This window comes from Rhodopirellula halodulae (assembly GCF_020966775.1).
Classification (GTDB): Bacteria; Planctomycetota; Planctomycetia; order Pirellulales; family Pirellulaceae; genus Rhodopirellula; species Rhodopirellula halodulae.
Map to the genome: position 1 here is coordinate 55,001 of NZ_JAJKFV010000029.1, position 17,715 is coordinate 72,715.

The window sequence follows — 17,715 nt, forward strand, 5'->3', positions numbered from 1 at the left end:
GAGTATCTACAATGTGATCTGCAGCACGACCCCCTCGCCCGGTTCAGTGGAGGGTGACGGTTGCTGTCCCGCCTTCATCGATTGATTCAGATTGGTTGTCTGACCAATTCGCGATCGGTCGCCCACCCCTCTTCCGCATTCGTTTGGAAACACCATGTGCCGTTGCTTCCATGCTCATTGGGCTCTCGTGATAGGGTTTGTTTGTTGTTCGGAAGCAATTCTGCATCGTTGTCTTCTGCTGTTTTGCTCGCTTGTCGTCACGACCATTTGTTTAGCCGATGATGTTTCATCCGGAAAAACGAAACGCAATTCTGGGAGCGAGTTGTGGGTTGGGGCGGCTCAGCGAGAAATCACCCCGCCCGTTGGTTTTCCAATGTCGGGGTACTTTCACGAACGACTGGCGACGGAAACGCGAGATCCTCTGTTTGCGAAAGCCTTCGTCTTAGAGCAGGGCGACCTGCAGCTCGTGTGGGTCGCCTGCGATTTGGTGGGAGTCACCCGAGATTTGTATGAAGAGGTCAGCCGGGAATCAGAAAGCAAACATGGGATCCCGATCAAACATCATTTGATCTCAGCGACGCATTCCCACACGGCACCGGATCATCGGGCCCATCTGGTAAAGTTCCTGCAAGGGGAACTCGCGGAAGCCGATAGCTCCTACGCGAAGAGTTTGGTCCAGCAGATGGTGGGTGTGATTGGTGACGCGATCAAGAACCGGAAGCGGGCGACTGTCGTTGCGGGAATCGCGGAGCAAGCTGTGCCGGTTTCTTTCAACCGACGTTCCGTGATGCAGGACGGAAGCATTCAAACCTGGCAACGTGAATCCAATCCGAAGCGATTGCGAGCGGCGGGGCCGATCGACGATGAGCTGGGAATTGTGATCGCGAAGGACGCTAGCGATGGTCAACCATTTGCCGTTTGCAGTTCCTTCGCATTGCATTTGGACACGGTCGGCGGCACCCGATGGAGTGCGGACTATCCGTCGATCATGCAGCGTGCCGTCGAGCAGGAATGTGGGGCGGAGGTGATCTCTTTATTCGGGGCGGGAACTTGTGGGGATATCAACCACGTCGATCCATCTCGCTCGGAACGCAACAGCACCGAGTTCATCGGAAACGCACTGAGCAAAACGCTGATCGAGAAATCGAAGGAATTGCTCACCAAGTCAATAGACGCATCGGCAGCGCCTACACAACAACTAAAATACAGGCACTCGGTGGTCCCGTTGCCCTTGCGCTCCATTTCCAAATCTGAAGTGGAGCGAGCCCAAGCGTTGGTTCCTCGGGCGAGGGCTGGTGAGAAAGTTGCCTTCGAAGATTTGGTGGCGGCCAACCGAACCGTCCAGTTGGACCAGTTGCTTCACCAAACCTCATGGATCGAACCGTCGCATCCGGCGAATGTTGCTCCGATGGTGGCTTGGAAGGGGGTTGGTGATCATCTGCCGGTGGAGGTGGCGACCATCACCCTCGGCCAGGAACTCGCGTTGGTTTTCTTGCCCGGGGAAGTGTTTGTCGACTTAGGATTGGCGATCAAGCGGCATTCGCCATTCCGAAATACCTTGGTGATAGAGCTGACGAATTGCTCCGAAACCGCCTATCTACCGACTCACGCCGCGTTCGCTCAAGGAAGCTACGAAGTGATCAATTCAAGGACCCAGCCCGGGGCCGGAGAAAAGTTGGTGGCAGCGGCGTTGAGTTTGTTGCGAAGTGCGGCGTCGGATCCCGCGGTCGCCCGATTTGAAAATCTGTCTGAATAGTTCCTCCAATATTTTTGCTCGATGAATCTCCAATTGAAAATCTGCTCTCTGCAAAGCCGCATCTGCGTTTGGGCTTGTCTAGCAGTCTCAGTTCTTTGCTTTGCCATATCGAGCCAGTCGTCGATGGCTCAAGACGCAACCGTCGATGATCCCGATTTTGAATTGCAAGGCGAGTACGTTGCCGACGAGTTGGGGGTGCAGGTGATCGCCATCGGCGATGGTGAGTTCGATGTTGTCATTCACGAAGGTGGTTTGCCCGGGGCTGGGGCCAAGCCCTCGCCACGCCGAGTCGAAGCTGACGAAGATGTGTTGATGGGATTGATCGATTCCATGAATCTCCGTCGGGTGACGCGGGTCAGTAGTACGATGGGACGTCCGGCACCCGCCGACGCGGTCGTTCTATTTGACGGGAGCGAAACATCCGCAGAAGCAAACTGGAAAAACGGACAGGTCACTCCCGAAGGTTGGCTGAAACACGGGACCACTTCCAAACAAACTTTCCAGGATTACACGTTGCACTTGGAGTTTCGCACTCCATTCATGCCAACCGCGAGCGGGCAGAAGCGGGGCAACAGCGGCGTCTATCACCAAGGTCGTTACGAAACGCAAGTGCTGGATTCGTTTGGCTTGGAGGGGAAAGACAATGAATGTGGTGCGATCTACACGGTCAGCGCCCCAGCGGTCAATGTTTGCTATCCACCGATGAGCTGGCAAACTTACGATGTGGATTTCACCGCCGCTCGATTCGGCGAGGACGGCAACAAGATCACCGACGCGCGATTGACCGTGCGATTGAATGGCGTGCTTGTGCAGAACAATGTCGCCGTGCCTCAGACCACGCGGGCTGCGCCGCTGAAAGAAGGACCGGATCCTGGACCGATCTACCTGCAGAATCACGGCGATCAGGTGCGTTACCGAAACATATGGGTTTTGCCTCGTGATGCGGAGCGAGAAGCCAAGCGTCCCGTCGTCCCTGGTTTTGAACGATTCGCCAATACAAGTTCCTTGTCGATGGCGGATGCCGGTGAAGTGTTGATTGAAAACCTTGCCTGCGGTGCCTGTCATAATTCAGGGCCAACTATCGCCCCGCAACAACGAGGTCCCGACCTGCAGAATGTTTTTGGTCGCGTTCGTGCCGATGCGATTGTCGACATGGTTGCCAACCCACACCTGACAAAAAATGGCACCGTGATGCCGGATCCATGGCCGGGTGAGACTCCGGAAGGGCGTCGACAGAAAGCAACCGAGATCGCGAGTTATCTCAATTCGCTCAACAAAGATTTGCTGGAGGATCGGATCACGAGTGCCAAGTTGGCTGAGCGAGGTGAAAAGCTTTATCAAACGGCGGGGTGTGTGGCTTGCCATTCAGCTGATCCGGCTCGTCCCACTCCGTCATCGGTGCCACTTGGAAAGCCGCATCGAAAGTACACCCTGCCTTCATTGACGAAGTTCTTGAAAACTTGCAACGAACTTCGGCCCGGTTTGCGGATGCCGGCGATGGTGGGATCGGACGACGAAATCATGGCGGTTGCCGCGTACCTCACTCGCGAAGTCACAGTGGGCGAGGCGTCGGAAGCTTTCACTCGCACGGTCTACCACGGTTCATGGGATCAATTGCCAAAATTCGATTCGTTGAAGCCTGTCTTCACCGACAAAACAACGGGTTTGAGCTTTGATGGCCTGGATCGAAAGAACAACTTCGCGGTCGTCTATGAAACGGATTTGACGGTTTCTTCGGACTCCAAGCTGACGTTTTACTTGAACAGTGACGATGGCAGTGCTCTCGAAATTGATGGCAAGCGGTTGGAGAACGATGGCATTCACCCGGAACGATTGGTGCAAGCCACGTATGAGTTGAAGGCGGGCGTCTATCCGATCCGTGTCGAGTATTTCGATGGGGGAGGCGGCACCGCTTTGAGCTTGGAAGTGGAAAGTGAATCCTTCGCTCGCGACGACATCGCCTATTGGGTCGGTGGCTCTGATGGTGGAAAGCCGCTGGATTTGCTGCCCAGTGAATTCGTGGCCGATTCGTCCTTGATTGAAAAGGGCAAGCAGCAGTTCTTTGCCGCGGGATGTGCCAATTGTCACTCGGTTGGCAGTGAAGAAGCCGACGGGTTTTCGTTGGTCAGTGCACTGGCGCTGAACCAAGCGACGGAGGGCAAGGGGTGTTTGTCTTCAGAGGTTGCTTCGCCCGCTGTGGATTTTGCCTTGGGAGCATCTCAGGTTTCGGCAATCGAGGCCGCTCTCAAACGTCGACGATCGGGTGAACGCCCCAAAACCTCGGACGAACGTTTGGTGCACATGACCATGGTGACGCTGAACTGTTATGCCTGTCACCAGCGAGATGGTGTCGGGGGCCCCGAACTTTCGCGAGACGAATCGTTTGTGTCGACAGTTCCCGAAATGGGGTTGGAAGGTCGCTTACCACCGCAGTTGACCGGCGTTGGCGACAAGCTTCAGCCACAAACCATTGTTGATGTTCTGAATCATGGGGCGAACTTGCGTGGCTACATGGCGACGCGAATGCCGGCCTTTGCCTACGAGCCGCTTCGTCAATGGCATGCTGCGATCAATCGATTGGATGTCAATCCAAGGATGGAAAATCCAACTAGCAAGGCAACGGAATCCACAATTCTGTCGGATGGTCGACAGTTGTGCGGTAACGACGGCTTGGCGTGCATCAAGTGCCACAGTTTTGGTGGCGACACCGGTGGTGGCTTGGGGGCCATTGACTTGTTAACGATGCCCAAAAGATTGCGATACGAGTGGTTTCAACGTTATTTGCAGGCACCCACGGTTTACCGTCCAGGAACCCGGATGCCGAATAGTTTTGTGGACGGCAAGTCTTCGATCACCACGATTGAAGATGGAGACCCCGTCAACCAAATCGATGCGATTTGGAAGTACCTGTCGTTGGGTGACAAAGCCAAGGAGCCGGTCGGGTTGAAGCAAAACGCCATCGTGTTGAAACCAACCGATGAAAAACTACGCATCTATCGAAATTTCTTCACGGGCGTCAGTGCTCGCGGGATCGGCGTCGCGTTGCCAACCAACGTCAACTTCATCTGGGATGCCGAACGGATGAGTTTGGCTCGCGTTTGGAAGAATGGTTTCTTCGATGCTTCGCTTCACTGGCGAGGTCGCGGACAAGGTCGCCAGGAACCCTTGGGTGACGCCGTGGCGACATTGGAAGGAGCGTCCGCATTTGCTTCGTTGTCATCGTTCAATGCGGATTGGCCGAAGGAATCGGCCCGAGAACGAGGGTTCCGGTTTGGTGGCTATCGATTGATCGAAGGCGACGCCATCGCGTTCAAAATCCAGTCGTCAGGTTTGGAAGTGGAAGATTCGCTCGCGTCGGCAAGCAATGAATCGTCCGAGTCGGGGCTGGTTCGTTCATTGACCGTCACGGTTCCTGAAACCCAGTCGTCTTGGGTGTGGCAACCCAGCGACGGGAAAGTCGAATTGCTCGAAGAATCTGACGATGCCCAAACCTTCCGCGTGAACGATCAATTGGTCGTGACGGTGAAAGGAGTGCGTTTGGAAGAGGTAACCGTCGGGGACATAACGACTTGGCGAGCGACGTTGCCCGCGGGTGAGACGAAGACGATCCAGCAAATCATTCGCTGGTGATCGTTTGCTTTCGTCGAGTCGCCCGTCTAACAGTTCCACTCAATCATCCGATCAAAATCAAACTTATGTCTATCAAACCTTTGGCCGCCCTGGCATTGCTCTTCAGTTGGTCCGCATTTGTCCACGCGGAGGTTCCGCAGGAAAGCGATTACTACAAGATCACGACTTTTGAAACACCAGAAGGAGAGGTGATTGAAGCGTGTGGTTTTGAATGGATGGAAGACGGCCGTCTCGCGGTTTGTTCACGCCGCGGCGACATCTTCATGGTGGAAGATCCGCTGTCGGAGAAAGTGACGGCGGATCAATTCAGCGTTTTCGCTCGCGGGTTGCATGAACCCTTGAGTCTGACTGAACAAGACGGTTGGTTGATCGCAACTCAACGGCCCGAGATCACTCGATTGAAAGACACCGACGGCGATGGTTCGGCGGATATCTTTCAAACGCACGCCGATGGATGGGGCGTGTCGGGTGACTACCACGAATACGCGTTTGGGTCCAAGTTGGATGCCAATGGTGACATGCTGATCACGCTTTGTCTGACGGGGTCATTCTCCAGCAAGGTGCCGTTTCGTGGTTGGGCCATGAAGGTCACTTCGGATGGAAAGACGATTCCCTATACCAGCGGAGTGCGTTCACCTGGGGGAATGGGGACGGATTCTCACGGCAACGTTTTCTACACCGACAACCAGGGCCCTTGGAATGGAACGTGTGGGTTGAAGATCCTGCAAGAAGGCAAGTTTGTCGGGCATCCGGGAGGCTGGGACTGGTACGACGATGCGCCCAACATGGGCAAACGACCTACCGAGCCTGAAAGCGGAAGTCGCATTCTGACCGAGGCCGCGAAAATCCCGGAATTGATTCCGACCGTGGTGATGTTCCCGTACGACAAAATGGGCAAAAGCGCGTCCGGAATCGTCTGCGATCAAACCGGCGGAAAGTTTGGTCCATTCGAAAATCAATTGTTCGTCAGCGATCAATCGCAAAGCACGGTGATGCGAGTGGACTTGGAGCAAGTCGACGGGGTGTGGCAGGGCGTTTGTTTTCCATTCCGAAAGGGATTTGCGTCGGGCAACGTCGGTATGGAACTATCTCCTTCGGGGGCTCTGTTCGTCGGTGGAACCAATCGCGGATGGGGGTCGGTTGGACCAAGAAACTTCGCCGTGGAGCGTCTGGATTGGACCGGCGAAATTCCGTTTGAAATCAAGCACATGAAGTCGACTTCCGATGGCTTTGATCTGGAGTTCACGCAAGCCGTGGATCCAGCCACCGCGACCGATTTGGCGGGCTACGAGATCGAAACGTACACCTACGAATACCGTTCGCAGTACGGCAGTCCCGAAGTCGACGGGACTCGACCCACAATCACCACCGCAACCGTTTCGCCGGACGGAATGCACGTGCGATTGGTGATCGACGGACTGCAACTTGGTCATGTTCACGAGCTGCATTCCAATGGCGTCCGCAACCAAGACGGCAATCCGCTCTTGCACCCGCAGGCGTACTACACGTTGAACCGAATCGCCGTTGGGCAGTGAGTGGATGAACCTGCCAGCGTTGGTTTGAGCCAATGGTTCGATTTGAGTTAGAATGTGACCATGCAAATTCCCAGTCTTCCCAACGCCACCGCCAATGCGGCTTTGCCTCTCAGTGTCGCTGACACGCTGACGGACCTGGGAGGCATTTCGTCCGATCGATTGAGGGTGGTGGAAGCCTCCCGGCCTGCCACAGCGGAGGATCTTGCCATCCTTCATGCTCAGGGCGTGATGTGCGAACTCGTCGACGGCCAATTGGTGGAGAAGCAGATGGGGTTCAAAGAATCACTGCTGGCACTCGCGATCGGGCACTTTCTGTTCCATCATGTGTCGAAACACAAGCTGGGCATCGTTTCGGGAGCGGATGGTTTTGTGACCCTCTTTCCCGATCTGATTCGCGGTCCCGACGTGGCTTTTTTGTCTTGGGACCGGCTGCCGGGCGGAGAATTGCCGGAGGAGGCGTTTCCTCGAATCGTTCCGGATTTGGTCGTGGAGGTACTCAGTCCAGGGAACACTCGCGCGGAAATGGCTCGCAAACGTCGCGAATATTTTCACGCTGGCGTCCGGTTGGTTTGGACGGTGGACCCCATTCGAAGGTCCGTTGCCATCTTCACCTCGGCGACGCAGTCATCAGTGCGTGGCGAAACGGAGTCGCTCGATGGTGGTGAGGTTCTTCCCGGGCTGAAGATCAACTTGGCGGAAATGTTCGCAGTTCTGGACGGTCCGGACGTGGACGAAGATCCTAACGTTGCAAACGGTTGATTGAGCAGTACTCCTCGTTGTCACTGTCCGGTTGAGCCTGCTGTTTGAACGCTCGCAAAGTTCTCGGGTGAAAGCTTCACCTGACCGAGGTCGTTGGTGCCTTCGGCCAAGTTGACCTGGAATCGATTGCGGTCCCACTGATGAACGTTGCCATCGATCGTGATGTTGGTCAGTTGGCGCGCGTCTTCATGGAAGACGCGAAAAGTGAGTTCTTGGTTTTCGGGTAGGCCTTTGATTTCAATTCGCCCTTGAGCATCGCTGACGGCGGCGTAGGGGTGATCCAGGACGACCAACCATCCTCGCATCCAAGGGTGAATGTTGCACTCGACCGGTATCGGTGCTGGCTCTGCCTTTTGTAGCGCGATATCGCGATTGTCTCCGACAGGAATCGTGAGTCCTGAAGTCCTGTTCTCAAAAAAGTTGAGGTTGATGCTGTGGCCCACTACAGCCTCTGATTCGTCCAAAATCAACGTGTCTCCGCTTTGAGCTACAACCACACGCGGTTCAAAGCGGCATGCTTTTGCCAGCAGTTTTCGAACTTGCTTGGACGGTTTGCAAGCAGGCAATCGCGTTCCTCCACGACCAGTGTAGAGGTACACGACAACGTTCCGAATGCCCTTTGTTTCTTGGTCGACCAGAAGACGCTCGTCGAGTAAGTTCAATTGGCCGCAGGCTGCTTTGTCTTTGTCGACCTTGAGCGGTTCAGGGGGTGGAACGGGACCATCAAACAAGAATTGCATTCGCAGATCAGCGGCTTGAGCGGAAGCAACGCACCATGTGACCAAACAGATAATCGAAAGGACGGGCGTTTTCATGGGTGAGCTTTGCATTCGCATCGGTAGCCGATGCCGTAGACGGTTTGGATGATGCGAGGGTGTTTGGGATCAATCTCAATTCGCTTGCGAAGTTGGCTGACCGTTTGGTCGACGGTTCGGCTGTTGGGCACTCGGTGATGTCCCCAGCATTCTTGGAAGAGCGTTTGGCGATGGACGACGTCTCCATCTGCATCGTGTAGCAAGATCAAGATTTGAAGCTCTCGTGCGGTGAGTTCAATGGTTGTGTCGCCACGAGTCGCTCGTAGTTTTGACGGGGTGACTTGCAGGTCGTGCATGTTGAATGTGACATGCGTGGTCGGGTCTTTGGGATTGGGAGCTTGGCTGGGTTCCGGTTGGCAGCGTCGAAGAACAGCTTTGACTCGGGCGATGACTTCGTGCGATCCAAATGGCTTGCTGATGTAGTCATCGGCTCCCAATTCAAACCCAACCACCTTGTCGATTTCTTCGCCTTTGGCGGTGATGAAAATGACCGGGGTTTGGGAATCAGACGATCGAAGGAATCGACAAACATCAAAGCCGCTTTTCATCGGCATCATGACATCCAGGCATATCAGATCAAATTTTTTAGATTCAATCTTTTTTGATGCGGACAGGCCATCGGCGACTGTCTCCACGTCATAACCTTCCGCACCGAGTAACTCCTCCAACGCCGCGCGGGTGTGTCGGTCATCTTCCGCGATCAATATTCGTGTCATATCGATGTCTTGGGGTGATCGTTGGTCGTTGTCAGTTGTTCTCGATGGAACGCACTATGAGGCGGAAGTGCGCGCCCGAGGAAGCGGGGATCCAAGTGAGTTCACCCCCGTGTCGTCTGGCGGCATTTCGGGCGATCGCCAGACCCAAGCCAGTTCCCGCGGGTGCGGACAATGAATCATCCAAACGTTCAAACGGTTCGAAAATTCGTCTGGCTTCCGACCGAGTGATTCCAGGTCCATCATCAATCACATCGATGATGATCTTGTTGCTTTCTTGAGAGCTGACGATTTGGACATGGTCGCCGGATCCAGCGTATTTCTCGACGTTGCTGAGCAGATTGACCAGGACCAATTCCATCACATCAGAATCAATGAATGCGGGTTGGTCCGCTTTGAGTTGCAGATCCGTTCGCAATCCAAGGCTATCGAACGTGGGGCGGAAGCGATCGACGACTCGGTGAACGATTGTGTCGGCAATCTGCAGGGTTGGGTGGAGCTTGCCCTTGCCGGAAACCATGTCCAAGACACCAGTGACCAAACGAGACAAACGCTGACTTTCTTCTTCAATCACGCCGAGACGTTCGAGCAATCGTGGCATTCGTTGGTCGGCTGATGACTCCGCTGATGACAGTGGCGACGATTTTGGATTTAGGTCTCTTTGGGCAAGCTCTGCGTAGAGGCGAATGTTGGTCAGGGGGGTGCGAAGTTCGTGGGAAACGTGACTCGCAAAGCTGACACGTTGTTGGGCCAAGTTCATTTGTCGGCGAATCGCCGTCATCACATAAATACCCAGCAGCAAGAGCATCGTCGCGACGGCGATAAGAGTGGCGAACAACGGAATCGTTCCGTCCGCAAACGGACCCGGCGAGAAGTCCACCATCGGCGTGTACATCAATCGCCATCCATTCCAAGGCGATTGCAACCGGACGGTGGCCAGTGATTCTGCGTTGCTGGGTGATTCGGAAGATGCACCCCAGCGGTACACCGTTCGATCAGTGCTGTTTCTTAGCTCGTAGCTGCCGTTTTCTTCAGATGAATCGTTTGGCAACGCTTCCACGAGGTCGGCCATCCAGCGTCCGCGTTCCAGCACGACGCCCGTTGCACTTTGGTCGGTTCGGGGGAGCCAGAGGACCAATTGCAAACCGTCTTCGTGGAACCAGCTTTGCCATTGAGTCGCCTCAGGAAACGGACTTTTGCTCTGAGCCATGCGTCGCGAGAGACCGCCTTTCACGCTGGCGGAAGCGGACTCCGAATCGTTGAGCGTTGAGGACTCCGTTTGTTGAATCATTGGACGTCCGCGGGCAAGCTCGCTCAGAGCGGCGTGCCACAATGATTCAGACGCTGAATCCGACGTTGGTTTTTGAGGGTAGATCAATCGACCATCGCGATCCACCAACATGACGGATCGAACGATGGGATTGGTCCGACGAATTTGGGAAAGCCGATCAATGTCCCGGTTGGCGTCTCGAAGTTCGTTTCCTAGTTCGATCTCGTATCGGCGGGCGATGGGGCGAAGGTCTTCACCAAAGTCTCGTAGTCGACCCGCAAATAGTTCTTCGATCTGTTCACGTTGCTGCTGTTGTTGCCGTGCGAGCGTGGAGGTTCCAAACCAACCGATCAGGATCAGCGGTGAAACGATGAGCAACAACAGGGCAACAACGTGACGCAGAGGCAACGGCGACTACCTTTTGGATGACCCGGAACTGGACGGTGCGAGACTGGGGACTTCGACCGAGTAGGTTTGCTGACTTTGTACTGCATTCTGCAGCTGCCGCATGCTCTTTCGGGTCTCATTCCATTTGAAGCGATCGACGATTGCTTCCGCCTGCATTGCGTTGCTGTCCTCCGCCAGTTTCAGGCTCGGAAGAACGCTCTCGACACCATTTTCCGAACATTCAAAGTGAAGCTTTTTGAGCAGAGCCGTGTTTTGTTCGAGAAGCTGACGTGCCTCGTCGACTTGTCCTGCATCTCGCAATGCAGTGGCTTCGCGATTGCGTTCCGTCGTTAGCAGGAGGCTGCAGTAGGCAAAGACTTCCAAGTCCGTTGACTCCTCCACCACTTTCTCTTCGTTGTTGAACCGTACCTGAATGCTGCTCGTCAGTTTTTCCTTGGTCTCGGTCTGCAAGTTTCGGTACTCAACGGACACTTCCGCCAAATCGCGAGTTGCACCGTCTTCGCCGGGCGATACTTCTGTTTCGACGATGAAGTAACGTTCTTGATTCGCGTACAGCTGAGCGAGCGGGATGCGAATGGTTTGGCCTTCGATGTCGCCCTCACTGCCGATCATACGAACCGGGCGGACGGATTGATCGAGCTCGACGACGATGTCGAATTCGTTGGCGACAACGCTAAGCAAGCCATCGAATTCTTGGTTGAACACCGCAACCAAACTGTCGGCGTCCTCGATGAACGCATGGTTCCCACCGCCAACGGAGGCGAGTGCCACCATCAAGTCTTCGTTGTATCCGGACCCGAGTCCAAGTGTGCTGACACTGATCGATTCTTTCATCAGTGAACGACCGAGGCCTTCCAGCTCCTGAGGACTTTTGGGGCCCACGTTGGCCAAGCCGTCCGAGAGCAGAATGACACGGTTGACCTGTTCTTCCGCGAGGAACTTGCGAACCTCCGCCGCGCCTTTGCTAACACCGGCAAACAACGCGGTGGAGCTGCCCGCTTGGATGCCACGGATTTTTTGTTTGATGGAGGAGCGGTCGGTGGCTTTGGTGGCGGGAACCAAAACGGTGACGTTGCTGTCGTACAGCACGACCGAGACGATGTCGTTATCGCTCAAGCGGTCAATGGCGGCTTCGGCGGCTTCTTTGGCACGAGCCAGTTTTTGCCCGCTCATCGAACCGCTGTGATCCAGCACTAATGCGACGTTGACCGGCGGGCGTTCCTTGTCGGATTTCATTTCGAAACCAGTCAAGGCGATGCGGAGATGATTGTTTTGCTTTTCACCCGCTTTCATCACGGGATGCACCAATCGGACATCCAATTTGACTTGGTCTGCATGGGCTCGGTGCAGCGGTGCAACCGCCATGATGGCGGCCAGTGACATCAACAACGACATACGCATCGGATTCTCCTCGACAAGAGTGGACTAGCGATCGAGCCTGACATGGCTCGTTCGTCACTCATTGAACGAAAACCGATCGCTCAAAAGTTCGAATGGTTGTCAGTCAATTGTAAAAGAAATGTCAGGGCGAACGATTCCGGTAAGAACGCCACGAACGAAGGGGGCCAAGTCAGCATTCCGTTGGTTGAATACACCAGCCATTTGGATCGACATTAGGAGATGACGACGGAGTTTTGCAGAGCCGCAACGTTTCTCGAGGCATGATTCTCCTGCGTGGGATCAGGTAAACTGTTGGGATGAGCAACTCACCCGTTTCCGATGATGAATCCGCTGTCGCCAGCGAACCCAGGCCGCAGGCTCCCATTGATGAGTCGGGGCCGCTGCTTTCTCCTGCATTGTTGGGGCGACTGGAGCGGTTGGAGTTGGTTTCGCGAAAGATCTTTCGTGGGCGGATGAAAGGGGAACGCATCAGCCGTCGGAAAGGGCAAAGCGTCGAGTTCGCGGACTTTCGAAACTATGTTCCGGGTGACGATCTACGTTTGATCGATTGGAATTTGTACGCCCGCTTGGACCAGCTATTTCTCAAGCTGTTTCAGGAAGAAGAGGACCTGCACTTTCATGCGTTGATCGACACCAGTGCGTCGATGAACTTTGGGCAGCCCAACAAACTGCGAGTCGCCAAGCAACTCGCCGCGGCGCTGGGTTACGTCGGCTTGTGTCACGGCGACCGGGTGTGTGTGCGTGCGATGGGAAAACAAGGCCAGCATGCTCCGGTACTACGGTCGCGTGGAACCTACTGGAAAATGCTCGCTTATCTGGATGGGCTGTCGCAGGGGGAAAATGTTTCCTTGCATGACGGTGTGAAAGACTTCGTGATGCGTGGTGGCGGCAGCGGAGTGGTCGTGTTGATCACCGACATGATGGACAAGGATGGTTACGAATCTGCGCTGCGGATGCTGGTTGGGCGGCAAATGGATGTGTTTGTGTTGCAGGTGCTTTCGCAGGAAGAAATCGATCCACCGCTTCGGGGTGATCGACGGTTGATTGATGCGGAGGACGGTGACGCCGCGGAAATCACGATCAACCAATTTGTCTTGGACAAGTATCAATCAAATCTCAAAGCGTTTTTGACACAGATCCGACAGTACTGTGCCAAGCGATCCATCGTGCATGTCATGGTGCCAACCGACACGCCGATTGAAACCGTCATCACCAAGTACCTGCGAACCCGAGGAGTGGTGCGTTGAACGAGAGCGGGATGAGTTGGATTCCGGCGCTCTCGGGCGGTTGGCCGTGGGCGGTACTGGCCGCGGTCCCGTTGGGGATCGTGCTGCTGTATTTCTTGAAACTTCGGCGTGAGCCAGTCGAGGTGCCCAGCACCTACTTGTGGTCGCGCACGATCGAAGACCTGCACGTGAACAGCTTGCTGCAGCGGCTGCGCAACAGCGTTCTGTTGTTCTTGCAGCTGTTGGCGGTTTTGCTCGCAGCGGTGGCTTTGTTTCGACCGGGAATGCGTGGTGAAGCCAGTTCGCTCGGACGCATGGTGTTTCTGCTGGACACATCCGCCAGCATGCAAGCACCCGCTGGATCCACAAACGAAGCAGGGCAGGGCGGTCGAACAAGATTTGAAGAGGCGAGGCGGCAAATCGGCGAACGAATCGACACGATGACCGACAGCGAGAGTGCAATGTTGGTGACGTTCAGCGATCGCGCCGAGGTGATGCAGGCCTTCACGTCAGACCGTAATCGATTGCGGGATGCACTGGATCGATGTGATGTGAGCAACCGTCCCACGGATATTCTCGGTGCACTCAAAGCAGCCGATGGGTTGGCCAACCCAAGACGGACATCAGAGATTGGAGACGTGAACGATGTTCAAGTCGCCGACGCGATGCCGGCGGAGTTATTGCTCTACAGCGATGGCAACTTTGCCGACGTCACTCAGTTCAGCCTGGGTAATCTGCAGCCAACCTATGTTGCGGTGGGCGAATCCGATGTCAGTAACCTGGCCATTGTGTCGTTTTCAGCTCAACGGGATCTGCAAAACCCAAATCAGATTCAAGTTTTTGCAACGATTTTGAACACAGGCAATGCCGCGCGATCGACAGAGGCATCGTTGTATCTGGATCAGAGCCTCGTGGACGCAGCATCGGTTGAGTTGGAACCGGAAGAACAAACCGGATTGTCGTTCACGATTGAATCCCCTGATGCCGTGGCGCTGCGATTGAAGCTGGATCGGAAAGATGACCTGGGGATCGACAACGAGGCGTTCGCGGCTCTGACGCCGGCCGGATTGGTGTCGGTCTTGGTCGTCACGCCGGGCAATCGTGCCTTGGAATTGGGACTGACCACACCGAAGTCACAGCAAATTGCGTCCTGCGAATTCGTCTCGCCAGGTTACTTGGATTCGGATGCGTATTCCAAACGAGCCAATGCTGGCAAAGACGACCTGATCATCTTCGATCGCTGTCGCCCGAAGTCAATGCCCATGACCAATACCTTCACGATGGGCGAGGTTCCCAGCGATGATTGGAAATGGACCAGCGATCCGGCTTCGCTGACACTGATCGACATCGACCGCACCCACCCGGTGCTGCGCTACTTGGAGTTGTATTCGTTGCTGGTGTTTTCGGGCCGCTCGGTCGAAGGGCCGCCTGGAGCATTGACGCTGATTGAATCGGACATTGGTCCAACAATGTCGATTGCTTCGCGTGATGGGTATCAAGACTTGGTGCTGGGGTTCCCGCTCGTTAGTGAAGATGACTCGGGCGAAACGCAGGCCAATACGAACTGGTATGCCGAGAGGTCATGGCCGGTGTTCCTTTTCAACGTGCTGCGACATATGGCTGGCGCGGCCCAGTCATCCGCGGCACCCAGTTACCAACCGGGACAAACTGTGATGACGCGGTTGGAAAACGTCCTGGAAAAGGTGGAGGTCAAACGCGAGGTTCGTGGCGGGCAATCAGAATCTCTCGGCGAGCAACCCGTTGGCGCGGGCGGGTTGGTCGAAGTTGTCGAAACTTCGGAGCCAGGCAACTATCAATTGGTGGCAGCGGACACGGATCAAGTGGTGGACCGGTTTGCTGTGAATCTGTTTGATGCTCGCGAGAGCCGACTGGCGGTGCAGCCGAAAGTCGAATTGGGCTATGAGTCGGTCGCTGCGGCCGACGCTGGTATCGAGGTGCGACGCGAATTTTGGCGTTGGTTGTTGTTGGCGGTACTGGCGTTGCTCGTGGTGGAGTGGTGGTTCTACACGCGGCGGTTGGCGTAGGATTGACGGGTCTCAACGATGAACTATGGCAAGCCTCGGTCTGCGGTTTGCAAAGCCTGGCAATTGCTGTCCGTCATTACGATCCACTGAACCTTCACTTCCCACCGGTTTTTCATGCCGAGTTTGCCGAGTCGCCGTCGTTTCGAAGCCTACCGCCAAGCCGTTCGAGACCGGAACCGCCGCGACAATGCGGACACGCAAAACGACCTGGCCAGCGGGCGAGGCGGGCATGCTCACGGCGGTTTTCACGGATCGTCCGGAGGAGGTAAGAAGCTCGGCGAACACGAGAGATCTTTTCGCGAATTGTTCGTGGCCTTTTGGCGTTTGATCGCATCTCAGCGTGCTGCTGTGTTGAGTGCGTTGGCTTTGCTCACGGTCAGTATCGGTCTGCGGTTGATCCCGCCACTGGGGACGAAACTGGCGATCGATTCCGTGCTGACCCGCCCACCGAAACCTTTGCCCGAATGGTTGGTGGCCATTCCGAATTTGAGCGAGATATTGGGCGACCCGATGCAGTCGCCCATGCGAGTGCTGCTGGCGATTGGATTGCTGGTCACTGTCCTGACAGCGATCGGTACCGGGGTGAATTTGGTTGGAAGATGGATTGCGACCAAGGCTGTGAACAAGTCGCAAGTGTCGATTCGAGCGACGGTTTTTGACCATGCCATTCGGCTGCCTCTGAACAAGGTGCATTCGATGAAGAGCGGTGGCGTTGCCAGCTTGATTCGGGAAGACGCGGGCGGTGTGGCGGACTTGATCTTCAGCATGCTCTACAACCCATGGCGAGCGATCGTTCAGTTCATCGGTAGTTTGATCATTCTGATGTTGGTGGATTGGAAGCTGATGCTGGGTGGTTTGTTGCTCTTGCCCACGGTGTGGTTGACGCATCGCACCTACATCAACCGCATTCGTCCGTTGTTTCGCGACGTTCGAAAGCAGCGTCAAAAGATCGACAGCGGGGCGACGGAAACGTTTGGTGGCATCCGTGTTGTGCGAACATTCTCGCGTTCTCGTAGTGAGTCGACTCGGTATGTGAGGGAAGGCGACTTTTTGGTTCGCCAACAACTGTTCACTTGGTGGTGGATGCGGATCATCGAAACGATTTGGGAAGTGCTCATTCCGTTAGCATCGACAGGATTGCTGCTCTACGGCGGGTACCAAATCATCGAGGGCAATCTGACATTGGGCGATTTGATGATGTTCTTGGTCTACCTGACGATGTTGCTAGATCCCTTGGCCACCATCGCGGGAAGTGCTGTTGCTTTTCAAAACAACTTGGCTGGATTGGACCGCGTGCTGGATGTGCTGGAGGTCAACGAAGAGCTCCCCAGCCGTGACGGGGCGATCACATTGCCGACGAATCAGCGAGTGGGCGACCTATCGCTGAACAATGTTTCTTTCTGCTATCCGGGCACTGAGACGTCTGTCTTGAAAGATGTCAGTTTTGACGTGGAAGCCGGACAAACGGTGGCTCTGGTCGGGCGCAGCGGTGCGGGCAAGACGACGCTGACAAATTTGATTGCAAGATTCTACGATCCGAACGAAGGTGCCATTCTTTTCAACGGACGCGATCTGCGTGACATACAGTTGTCGAGCTATCGATCTTTGTTGGGAATTGTTGAACAGGACGTGTTTTTGTTTGATGGCTCGATCCATGAAAACATTGCCTATGCACGTCGTCGTGCCTCGCGGGAAGACGTGGTTGATGCGGCCAGGGCGGCAGCCGCGGACGAGTTCATCCGAAAGTTTCCCGAGGGATATGACACCGTGATCGGTGAGCGGGGCGTGAAGTTGTCAGGAGGCCAGCGACAACGATTGGCAATTGCCAGAGCCATCCTGGCTGACCCGCAGATCCTGATTTTGGACGAAGCGACCAGCAATCTTGACAGCGAGAGTGAGCGGTTGATCCAGGACAGTTTGACGGACTTGTTGGAAGACCGGACGGCGTTTGTGATCGCTCACCGCCTGAGCACGATCATGAATGCGGACAAAATTGTTGTCTTGGAAGATGGAGAAGTGATTGAAATTGGAACGCACGAGCAGCTTGTAACCAACGGCGGTCGATATCGAGACATGGTGATGCTGCAAATGGACCAGGGCATGCAGCGAAGCGGATGAGACACGGGACTCAGAATCTTCTATGATCGAAAGATTCGA

General features: G+C 55.1%; 11 protein-coding genes. 7 read left to right on the forward strand and 4 right to left on the reverse strand.

The features are described 5' to 3' along the window. Positions 1-154 precede the first annotated feature (154 nt). From LOC70_RS13320 to LOC70_RS13335, 4 genes are all read left to right on the forward strand, one after another. On the forward strand, positions 155-1,756 hold the full coding sequence (locus tag LOC70_RS13320) for a neutral/alkaline non-lysosomal ceramidase N-terminal domain-containing protein (protein WP_390889043.1): 1,602 nt from the start codon (positions 155-157) through the stop codon (positions 1,754-1,756). A gap of 123 nt (positions 1,757-1,879) precedes the next feature. Then, a complete protein-coding gene (locus LOC70_RS13325; protein WP_230254080.1) occupies positions 1,880-5,386 on the forward strand; it encodes a family 16 glycoside hydrolase in 3,507 nt (1,168 codons plus the stop codon). A gap of 65 nt (positions 5,387-5,451) precedes the next feature. Next, positions 5,452-6,921, forward strand: a complete 1,470-nt coding sequence (locus LOC70_RS13330; RefSeq protein WP_255716079.1) for a DUF7133 domain-containing protein — start codon at positions 5,452-5,454, stop codon at positions 6,919-6,921. 60 nt (positions 6,922-6,981) lie between these two features. Then, positions 6,982-7,680 carry a Uma2 family endonuclease gene (locus tag LOC70_RS13335; protein WP_230254081.1) on the forward strand — a complete coding sequence of 233 codons (699 nt, stop codon included), beginning with the start codon at positions 6,982-6,984 and terminating at the stop codon, positions 7,678-7,680. Between the two features lie 20 nt (positions 7,681-7,700). Here the strand turns inward: LOC70_RS13335 and LOC70_RS13340 are convergent, their stop codons facing one another. Genes LOC70_RS13340 through LOC70_RS13355 form a run of 4 tightly spaced genes read right to left on the reverse strand, consistent with a single transcriptional unit; the run spans position 7,701 to position 12,287 of the window. Beyond that, complete coding sequence (locus tag LOC70_RS13340) at positions 7,701-8,495, reverse strand: methylamine utilization protein (protein ID WP_230254082.1); 795 nt, start codon at positions 8,493-8,495, stop codon at positions 7,701-7,703. Next, entirely contained in the window at positions 8,492-9,211 is a 720-nt protein-coding gene (locus LOC70_RS13345; protein WP_230254083.1) for a response regulator transcription factor, read from the reverse strand. Before LOC70_RS13345 ends, LOC70_RS13340 begins: the two co-directional genes overlap by 4 nt. Before the next feature lie 31 nt (positions 9,212-9,242). Next, the gene (locus LOC70_RS13350) at positions 9,243-10,886 is read right to left on the reverse strand and encodes a sensor histidine kinase (RefSeq protein ID WP_230254084.1); all 1,644 of its coding nucleotides are present in this window, start codon (positions 10,884-10,886) and stop codon (positions 9,243-9,245) included. A 6-nt stretch (positions 10,887-10,892) separates the two neighbouring features. Beyond that, on the reverse strand, positions 10,893-12,287 hold the full coding sequence (locus LOC70_RS13355) for a vWA domain-containing protein (RefSeq protein WP_230254085.1): 1,395 nt from the start codon (positions 12,285-12,287) through the stop codon (positions 10,893-10,895). 296 nt (positions 12,288-12,583) lie between these two features. Here LOC70_RS13355 and LOC70_RS13360 point away from each other — a divergent pair, with 296 nt between their 5' ends. The 3 genes from LOC70_RS13360 to LOC70_RS13370 all read left to right on the forward strand — a co-directional run bounded on the left by LOC70_RS13360 (position 12,584) and on the right by LOC70_RS13370 (position 17,676). Further along, complete coding sequence (locus tag LOC70_RS13360) at positions 12,584-13,534, forward strand: DUF58 domain-containing protein (RefSeq protein ID WP_230254086.1); 951 nt, start codon at positions 12,584-12,586, stop codon at positions 13,532-13,534. After that, positions 13,531-15,558, forward strand: a complete 2,028-nt coding sequence (locus LOC70_RS13365) for a VWA domain-containing protein (RefSeq protein WP_315857261.1) — start codon at positions 13,531-13,533, stop codon at positions 15,556-15,558. The genes LOC70_RS13360 and LOC70_RS13365 overlap by 4 nt, the downstream gene beginning before the upstream one ends. Positions 15,559-15,672: 114 nt before the next feature. Next, a complete protein-coding gene (locus LOC70_RS13370; RefSeq protein ID WP_230254088.1) occupies positions 15,673-17,676 on the forward strand; it encodes an ABC transporter ATP-binding protein in 2,004 nt (667 codons plus the stop codon). The last annotated feature ends 39 nt before the right edge of the window (positions 17,677-17,715 follow it).